The sequence below is a fragment of the Streptomyces sp. NPDC015144 genome (assembly GCF_043079735.1).
GTDB lineage: Bacteria > Actinomycetota > Actinomycetes > Streptomycetales > Streptomycetaceae > Streptomyces.
The window spans coordinates 1-8,242 of the sequence record NZ_JBIBUU010000046.1 but is presented as its reverse complement, the minus strand read 5'-3'; the positions used below and the strand labels follow the sequence as shown (position 1 = coordinate 8,242).

General features: G+C 69.2%; 7 protein-coding genes and 2 pseudogenes. 2 read left to right on the top strand and 7 right to left on the bottom strand.

Going from position 1 to position 8,242, the window contains the following annotated elements; all coding sequences use genetic code 11:
• Positions 1 to 1,022: pseudogene (locus ACF08W_RS34925) on the bottom strand (hypothetical protein); the annotation flags it as partial.
• Positions 1,023 to 1,726: 704 nt separating this feature from the next.
• Here ACF08W_RS34925 and ACF08W_RS34920 point away from each other — a divergent pair.
• The gene (locus ACF08W_RS34920; RefSeq protein ID WP_385218384.1) at positions 1,727 to 3,685 is read left to right on the top strand and encodes a serine/threonine-protein kinase; all 1,959 of its coding nucleotides are present in this window, start codon (positions 1,727 to 1,729) and stop codon (positions 3,683 to 3,685) included.
• A 22-nt stretch (positions 3,686 to 3,707) separates the two neighbouring features.
• On the opposite strand, the gene ACF08W_RS34915 is transcribed toward ACF08W_RS34920, so the two are convergent.
• Positions 3,708 to 4,082 carry a hypothetical protein gene (locus tag ACF08W_RS34915; RefSeq protein ID WP_385218387.1) on the bottom strand — a complete coding sequence of 125 codons (375 nt, stop codon included), beginning with the start codon at positions 4,080 to 4,082 and terminating at the stop codon, positions 3,708 to 3,710.
• A 75-nt stretch (positions 4,083 to 4,157) separates the two neighbouring features.
• Here ACF08W_RS34915 and ACF08W_RS34910 point away from each other — a divergent pair, with 75 nt between their 5' ends.
• Positions 4,158 to 4,805 (top strand): hypothetical protein, encoded by a 648-nt coding sequence (locus tag ACF08W_RS34910; protein ID WP_392281761.1) that lies wholly within the window; start codon positions 4,158 to 4,160, stop codon positions 4,803 to 4,805.
• A gap of 22 nt (positions 4,806 to 4,827) precedes the next feature.
• Here the strand turns inward: ACF08W_RS34910 and ACF08W_RS34905 are convergent, their stop codons facing one another.
• The 5 genes and pseudogenes from ACF08W_RS34905 to ACF08W_RS34885 all read right to left on the bottom strand — a co-directional run.
• On the bottom strand, positions 4,828 to 5,211 hold the full coding sequence (locus ACF08W_RS34905; RefSeq protein WP_385218393.1) for a hypothetical protein: 384 nt from the start codon (positions 5,209 to 5,211) through the stop codon (positions 4,828 to 4,830).
• 276 nt (positions 5,212 to 5,487) lie between these two features.
• The gene (locus ACF08W_RS34900; protein WP_392281760.1) at positions 5,488 to 5,895 is read right to left on the bottom strand and encodes a toxin-antitoxin system YwqK family antitoxin; all 408 of its coding nucleotides are present in this window, start codon (positions 5,893 to 5,895) and stop codon (positions 5,488 to 5,490) included.
• 62 nt (positions 5,896 to 5,957) lie between these two features.
• Positions 5,958 to 6,941 carry a hypothetical protein gene (locus tag ACF08W_RS34895; RefSeq protein WP_392281759.1) on the bottom strand — a complete coding sequence of 328 codons (984 nt, stop codon included), beginning with the start codon at positions 6,939 to 6,941 and terminating at the stop codon, positions 5,958 to 5,960.
• Between the two features lie 110 nt (positions 6,942 to 7,051).
• Positions 7,052 to 7,420 carry a toxin-antitoxin system YwqK family antitoxin gene (locus ACF08W_RS34890; RefSeq protein WP_392281758.1) on the bottom strand — a complete coding sequence of 123 codons (369 nt, stop codon included), beginning with the start codon at positions 7,418 to 7,420 and terminating at the stop codon, positions 7,052 to 7,054.
• Positions 7,420 to 8,242: pseudogene (locus tag ACF08W_RS34885) on the bottom strand (hypothetical protein); the annotation flags it as partial. The gene ACF08W_RS34890 and the pseudogene ACF08W_RS34885, both read right to left, overlap by 1 nt.

Sequence of the window (8,242 nt, the reverse complement as noted above, 5' to 3'; positions counted from 1 at the left end):
TTCATGCGGCGTTTGTGGTCGGCGGTGAAGGCGTCCCGGGCGGTCTTCTCCCCCTGGGTGAAGGCGGTGTCGACCTTCTTGTCGAGGCCGGACAGCGTTTCCTCGACGTCCTTCCTGGTGGTGTCGTAGACCTTCTGGAGTTTCGCGGTGGCCTCGGCCCGCCGTTTCTCGTCCCGGGTCTTCGTGTCGCTCTTGCCGCCGTCGACGTGTTTCCCGGCCGAGGCGCGGGTGGCGGTGAGGGCGGTCAGCGCCTTGGCCCCGGACGCGGCGGCCCCGGTTTTCGCGGCGTCGAGCTGCTGGGTTTCGGCGGCCCTGCCTTTGGCGGGGGCTTTGGCGGAGTCGGTCTCGGCGGTCTTCTTCGCCGACAGGGCCTGGTCGAAGGCGGGTTCGTTGCCCTTGGCGAGCTGGTCCTCGGTGACCTCGGCGTCCGCCATGGCCTGGTCGTTGGCGGCGGGGCCCTGGGAGAAGTCGGTGACGGCGGGGGGCTGCTTGGCGGGGACGGCATCGGCGGCCGGGGGCGCGCCGGGGTTGGGGGGTGGCTGGTCGGGGGACATCGGGGTGACGGGTTTGTCCTTGGCCGCGGCGGTGTCGGGCGGTGCCTTGGTGGCGGTGTCGATGTCCTTGGCGGAGGCGGTCTTCCCGTCGGTGACCTTGCCGTCGACCTCGTCCTTGATCTTGTCGGCCTTGCCGGACGTGGAGAACTTGTCGGCGTCGTCGAGGTTCTTCGGGGCCTGGGAGTCGATGGCCTTGTTCACGGCGTCGATGAAGGCCTGTTTGTTGAACTCGCCGGGTTTCGCGGCGTTCATCTTCTCCGCGTTGGCGGCCTTGCCCTGGGCCTCCCTGTCGTCGGGGGGTGCGACGGCGGCGTCCTGGGCGGACTTCGACTCCGTGGTGGCGGGGGCGTGGACGGCCAGGCGGGTCTTCTTCGCCGCGATGTCGGCCTTCACCTTCCGGAACCCGGGGGCCTGCGCGGGTGAGGGCTTGACCGGGGCGGTGTAGCGCTGGGCGACCAGCCGGGACACCGCACGGTTCCCCGCCGCACGCTGGAGATGATGCAGGCGTTGCAGGCCCGGCCCGCCGGGGGCCCCTGGTGCGGCGGGAGAACGTGACACATCGAGGCCGGGAGTCACATCTTTTTGCCGGGGGGCACCACCACCCCGACCAGACCCCGACCCCGACCCGGAAGTGGACACTGAGGAGCCGTCCTGTCCAGGAACCGCCCTCATCAGCCCTCCCGTCCTCCGGAACGCCGCTCACTCACCCACTCGCCCACCTCAGACTGCGTGGGGACGCCACCAGCCACGTAGAAGAACGAGCCAAGCGAAAGGGCAACACCCCCTGCCCTTCAGGGCAGTGGCGCCGGAAACGCGTAAGGAGAGGGCGGCGGGGCAGCGGTGACGGAGTGCGCGGCCGGACGACCGGGGGACCGGAGGACGGAGCGGCAGCGACCGGTCGTGCCTCGACATGGAAAGTCAGTAACCGACGCTCCACGCTGTGCATATGACTAAGCGTCTAATCTGTTTCATCCATGTAGTCCACAGGGGGTCGCATGCACAGCGAGGGTACGTCCGGTCGTGACTCGGGCCACGGGGACGGCGACGGCCTGCCCCGCGGCGCCCACAACGGCTGGTCGGGCGACTCTCCCCCGGGCGGTCCGGCCGAGTCGTCCCAGCCGCGGCCGAGGGCGCATGGAGATCCGGAAACCCCGGAGCCGGGAAACCGGCCCGTGGCCCCCGTGCCGCACATCGTGATCGACGGCCGTTACGAGCTCCTGCACAGCCTCGGGCGCGGCGGCATGGGCGAGGTGTGGGAGGCGCTGGACACCCGCCTGGACCGGCATGTCGCGGTGAAGGGCCTGCTCAGCCGGGACGCCGCCGGGGCGGTCACGCAGGAGCAGATGATGCAGCGGGCCCGGCGCGAGGCCGCGGCCATCGCCAAGATCCGGCACCCCAACGTGGTGGCGGTGCACGACCGGGTCGAGTCCGGCAACCAGGTCTGGATCATCATGGACCTGCTCGACGCGCGGTCGCTCGCGGACCTGATGCGCGAGGAACGGCGGCTCTCGGTACGGCGTACGGCGGCGATCGGGCTCCAGGTGCTCAGCGGGCTGCGCGCGGTGCACGAGGCCAAGGTGGTGCACCGGGACGTGAAACCGGCGAACATCCTCTTCGCCAAGGAGGACTTCGCGATCCTCGTCGACTTCGGGATCGCGACCTTCGACGGAGCCGCCCCGCTCACCAAGGCCGGTGAACTGATCGGCACCTTCAAGTACCTGGCGCCCGAAATCCTCAGCCAGACCTCCCAGGAGTACCCCGCGACGGCCGCCTCCGACCTGTGGTCGCTGGGCGTCACGCTGTACGAGATGGTCGAGGGAAGGCACCCCTTCGACCGGCCGAACGAGTACGAAGTCCTGGTCGCCGCCTGCCGGTCCGCCCCGCTGCCGATGGAGTACGGCGAGGAACTCGCCGGCGTCGTCGGGCAGCTGATGGACAAGGACCCGACCCGCCGCCTGAGCGCCGAGGGCGCGGAGAACATCCTCCGCGACATCCTCCGCAGGACGGCCCCCGTGCCCGTGCAGACCCCGGCGCAGGGGCCGGGCCCAGTACCGGGGCCGGACGGCGAGCCGGTCGCCCGGGGAACGTACAAGAACCAGGAACGGGAAGAACGGCGGAAGCAGACGGCGGAGGAGCCCGACTACTCCGAGGACCCCCGTCCCCCCGTACCGCCCCGGCCCTTGTCCCCGCCCCGGCCGAAGAAGCGGGCCCCGTCGTGGCGGAAGCTCACGGTGGGCGTCGTCTGCGGGGCCCTGCTGCTCGGCGCGGGCTGGTACACCGTGGAGCGGATGCGGGGAACCGGCGAGGCGGAGGCGGGCAAACCACCGGCCCGGGGTGCCCGGTCGGAGCCGTACATCAAGACGCACGACAGGCTGAACGTGGGTGTCAAGGCCGACCAGCCCGGACTGAGCGAGCAGAAGAACGGCACGTACCAGGGGTACGAGATCGACCTCGCCTACGCCATCGCCAAGGAGATGGGCTACGAGCGCTCCCAGGTGACGTTCCAGACCGTGAGCACCGAGAACCGGAGCACGATGCTGCAGAAGGGCGACGTGGACCTGGTCATCGCCACCTACAGCATCACCGAGGAGCGCAAGCACGCGAAGGCCCCCGACTACAGCGTCGCGTTCGCCGGGCCGTACTACGTGGCCAGCCGGGGCTTCATGGTCCTCAAGAAGGCGAAGAGAGGGGCGATCGACGACTCCCGGATGCTCAAGGAGAAGCAGTACGAGGTCTGCACGGCGCGCAGCTCGACGTACGAGTCATGGCTGCCCACGGCCGGCTACCACATGACGGGTTCGCTGCCGAACGGCTACGACCGGTGCGTCCGCGACCTGCTGGACCCGAGGTCGTCGGTGTACGCGGTGAGCACGGACGACGTCATCCTCGCCGGATTCGTCAAGCGCAACCCCGACAGGCTGAAGCGGCTGGACAGCGGGCCGGGCGCGGAGGGGTACGGCGTCGCGATGAAGCCGGACGAGAAGGGGCTGAAGCGCGAGGTGTGCGCCTCGCTGCGGAAGATCATGGACGACGGGGAGTGGCATCGGCTGTTCAACAAGTACCTCGGCCCGCTGCTGGACAGGCCGGACCCGCCGAACAAACCGGAGATGACGGAGTGCGCGTCCGCCTGACGTCCCGGCCCGGCCCGCGCCCTCAGCGGTCGACCGTCCACGATGCGTCGGACGGCGGCCGGCCCGTGGCGAGGATGTGGCGGACGATGCGCAGCCCCTCGGCGAGCGGCACGGTGTCCGCGTCGGGGTACTCGTCCTCCTGCCCGTTGGCGAGTACGTAGCCGTCGCTCCACCCCTCCGCACCGGGGTCCGTGGCATGCTCGCCCGGGTCGCCGGCATGGTCGAGCAGCATCACCATGGCGCGCCCGGTGTTGCTCACGACGAACAGGGTCCGCCCGGACGCGCTCTCCAGCACCGATTCCAGCGCGCCGCCGGCGATCCGCGTCCGGAGCAGTTCCGTCACGTCCTCGGCGGAGACCACGGCGGCACGGCCGGCAAGGACCCAGGATTCGACCATGCCCCGCACACTCCCACATCCCGTCCCGTCGCCGCTCCCGCTGCGGCGCCCGGCGGTGATCGGTAGCCTCGCCGTATGGGTTTAGACATCACGGTGATGGTCGTCGACTGGTCGTGGCTGGGCGAAGTGCCCGCGCCTGGACGGCTGTCGAGGCTCTGGTGCGCCTGGGACGCCGACGAGACGGGGCTGTGGGACTACGAGGCGCCCACGGTCCGGGGCGACTGGGCGTGGCCGAAGGGCCCGCACAGCGACCGCTTCGCCGTCTACGAGTTCCTGTACACGCTCGGGTCGTACAAGCCGCACTTCTGGGTCACGCACCACTGGGACCACGTACGCGACCACGCCGACCCGTCGCTCCGCGCCGAACTGGACGACTTCCTGCTCGGCCTGATCTGGGACGGCCCGGACGGCGAATCGGGCCGGACGGACCTGGAGTTCTTCGCCTCGACGGCCACCGAATCCGCTGACGCGCCACCGTGCGGGACCAGTCTGCTGCTCGCCCGCTCACCGGAGGGCGTCCGCGAACTGGCCGCCACCTGGGAACGCGTACACCCACTCCTCGACGGCCTGCGCGAACCGTACGCGAAGCACACCGCGGCCGTGTCCTCCGACGGCCGGCCCGCCGACTTCGACCACGGCTTCGTCCACCTGCTGACGGAGTGGGCCCGCGTCCTCACCGAGGCGGCGGACCGGGGATGGGGAGTGGTCGGGGTCAAGGGCTGACGGACTCCCCGGCACCAGCCCATCAGATGCGGGCATCGACGTACCGGGCGATCCGGATGATCCGGGGCGCGTCCTCGGGCGGAACCAGATGCTTGTTCCCCCTGACATCGGCGAGGAACTCCGCGGGAAGTTCCACATGGTGCGTCCGGACGTAGAACCAGAGGTCGCCACGCCAGATCCATTTCCCGTCGGAGAGGATGGAGTCGCCCCCGAGTACGGTGCGTCCGGAGCCGAGCACGTCCTCGGAGGTTCCCATGACGCTGAATATCTCGTGCCCGCACCGGAGGTATTGCGCGATCTGCTCGGCGTCCTCGTAGGGTTCCGGCGCGAGGGAATCATGAATGCTTCCCCTCGGGGTTCCGAAAGCAGAGGGCCACAGTTCCTGGAAGAAGTCGGCGATCATCATGTCTCCGCCAGGGCGCTGCCCGAGTAGTGGAGTTCCCTGGCAGGAAATTGCTCAGACATAGAAATCCTCGCATCGGCCCGCGCCCCGAGATCACGGCCGGGTGCCCAGCCATGGGCGACGAGCCACTCACGTACGTCCGGTGTCAGCTGATCGGAACGCATCCGTTCTCTCCGTTGTCGCTTCGCGGGTGTCCGGTACGGGGGAACGCGCCGTTTCGGACCGGTGGCGCATGCCTGCGGTCACGCACGGACCATCGGGCGACGGGAATGGTGGCGGTCAAGACCGTCCTCCTGGCACGGAGTCGGAACCGGGCGGGTCATCCTGGTCGGCCCGCCACTCCTTCGTCAGCTTTCCGTTCTCGTCCCACTCGATGATCTCCAGCTGCCGGAACCCGTTCGCGCTCATGAGTACCCGTGAGGCGAGTCTCCCGTTGGGGTGCCATTCCTTGGACTCGCCGATGGGGAAACCGGCCCGCAGCGTTCCCTCGGACCTCGGTGTCCCGTCCACGTACCACTCCTGGGACGGCCCGTCCTCGACCCCGTCCCGGTAGGTGACGAGGCTGACGAGCGCGCCGCGCTGGTACTCGACCACCTCACCGGTGAATCTCCGCCCTTGGTAGGAGACGACCTCGCCTTCGTCCATCTCGAATTCCGGGTCGTCGATATCGATGCGGGGAAGTGCCATGACGGCCTCCGGTTCTCAGGGCCCGGCGGGTCCTCGTCGGTGTCCCTTACGGGTGCCCCGGGTCAGCTCGCGGCCAGTTCCCGCAGCGTCGCGAAGTCGCCCGCGTGGAGGAGGGTGGCTCCTGCGGCTTGCCCGGCCACGGGGTCCGACGGGGCGCCAGCCAGCTCCGCCAGTGCGGCCGAGGGCGACAGCCCGCGGTCGTAGGCGGCCTGCAGGCGGTCCAGCCAGACCAGGCCGGCCCGGTAGCCGTCCACATCGGCGGCGTCCCGCGGCTCAAAACTGGCCGCGTTCTCGGCGTCCGAGGCCCACAGGTATCCGAGGAGGCCCTTCCCGCCGAGCACCGGGAGGTACTGGACGCGGCCGGTGGCCTGACGGCGGTAGGAGGCCGTGAACGGCGGGGTCTGGCTGAAGATCCCGTTGCGGTGGGGGATCTCGAACCGGCCCCACACGTCGGACGGCGACCCGTCGTCGTCCTCGAAGTGGTTCTCCACGCCCGTTTCGGTGGGGATCCCGAACCAGGTCGGGTCCTCGGGGTCGGTCTCCAGGCCGAGGGCCTCGGAGAGGTCCGCCAGGGCCGCGGCCAGGCGCGGCTGGTTGCGCGTGAAGACGTCGTCCTGCTGGCGCCCCCGGAGGTCGTACGGCATCCAGGCGTCGGAGAACGTCGTCAGCTCCACGTGGAAGAAGCTCTCGGACACTTCGACCGCGAGCCGGAACAGCCCTTCGACCGCCTCGGCCCCGGCGGACGTCTCGACGAGGCCGTCGCAGGACGCGGACAGCTCCACTCCGCCCACCTTGCCGTCGCCGATCCTCCGCACGATCGTCGGTACGAGGGCGTCGTCGGCCGGGAGATCCGCTCGGAGCACGAAGTCTTGGTGCCCCGGCTCCGGAACCAGAACGGTCACCTTTCCGCCGTGGGGGGTGCCCAGGCGGTGGCGGCCGAGGACGCCGAGTGCGGTGGAGAACCTGCGGGCGGCTTCCTGGACCAGGTCGGTCTCATGCCCGGGGTCGGCCCAGGACCATCGGGCGACGGGGGTGGTGGCGATCAAGGCCGTCCTCCTGCCATGACATCAGAGCCGGGCGGTCCATGAGCGTGCCGGGCTCGACGCGGAGCACGCGCTTCGCGGTCACCGAAACGGTTGGCACGCTCACGAACAGGTCACCCTTGGTCGGCGCGCCACTCCTTCGTCAGGTTCCCGTTCTCGTCCCACTCGGTGATCTCCAGCTGCCGCAATCCGTTCTCGCTCATGAGTACGCGTGAGGCCAGCCTTCCATTGGGATGCCATTCCTTGGACTCGCCGATGGGGAATCCGCCCCGCAGCGTTCCCTCGGAACTAAGCGTCCCGTCCATGTACCACTCCCTGGACGGTCCGTCCTCGATCCCGTCCTTGTAGGTGACGAGGCTGACGAGCGCGCCGCGCTGGTACTCGACCACCTCACCGGTGAATCTCTGCCCTTGGTAGGAGACGACCTCGCCTTCGTCCATCTCGAATTCCGGGTCGTCGATATCGATGCGGGGAAGTGCCATCACGGCCTCCAGTTCTCTGGCCCGGGCGGGTCCTTGAGGAAACGCCCGAAACTACTGGGCATGCCTTCCAACATATGATTGCAGTTGCCGCAGAACGGGGCTGCACGGGGAGGAAGATTCGTCACTTCATCCTTTATGAAGGGGAACTGGACCGATGCGCGCATTTCGGTGAGTGCCGTGATGTCGTCGGGAAGACCGAGCTCCTTGCGCGCCCAGAGCAGTTCGTTGGCGGCCTTCACTTCGGCATGAGCGAGGATCGGGGCGTGATGCGGGGGCGCATCGGCGATCTGCTCGAAACGCTCCAGGAGGGTCGGGTGCAGACGGTCCATGGGAATCAAGGTGGGGGCCTTCTTCGGCCCGTTGATTCCCTCGATGATCTTGCCAGTCCGTAGGTCGATCACCGAACCGGCGCAGGCACCGGTCTTCGAGCGGGGGAAGGTTCCGTTCTCCTTGGCTGCCAGGTAGTCCTCGGCGCGCTGGTGTGAGAGCTGGTCCAGGAATTCGCTGACCGGCTGATCGCCGACGTGGGAGATGAGCCCGTCCTCCGTGCGGCGGACGAGGCTCTCGGGCAGAACGCCGAGGACCTTCTCTCCCGCTCCCACCGCAGGCAGCGGGGTATCCCCAATGGCCTCGATCCTCTCCGGCTCGACATCACCGTCGTGCGGGCCGTTGCCGTCCGACCCGTTGCCGTTGTTGTCGTGGCCGGGCGTGGGCTCGTGGTTCTCGCCGTCGTGATGCGGCGGGGTGTCGTCGCCCGTGTGGTGCGGGGTGGTTTCGTCCGGGGCGTGGTGGGCGGCGTCGTCGGCGTGGCTGTTGGGTGTG

Coding starts and splice junctions, on each gene's coding strand:
- ACF08W_RS34900 (WP_392281760.1), bottom strand. CDS start 5,895: ATGGCACTTCCCCGCATCGATATCGACGACCCGGAATTCGAGATGGAC.
- ACF08W_RS34915 (WP_385218387.1), bottom strand. CDS start 4,082: ATGGTCGAATCCTGGGTCCTTGCCGGCCGTGCCGCCGTGGTCTCCGCC.
- ACF08W_RS34910 (WP_392281761.1), top strand. CDS start 4,158: ATGGGTTTAGACATCACGGTGATGGTCGTCGACTGGTCGTGGCTGGGC.
- ACF08W_RS34890 (WP_392281758.1), bottom strand. CDS start 7,420: ATGGCACTTCCCCGCATCGATATCGACGACCCGGAATTCGAGATGGAC.
- ACF08W_RS34905 (WP_385218393.1), bottom strand. CDS start 5,211: ATGATGATCGCCGACTTCTTCCAGGAACTGTGGCCCTCTGCTTTCGGA.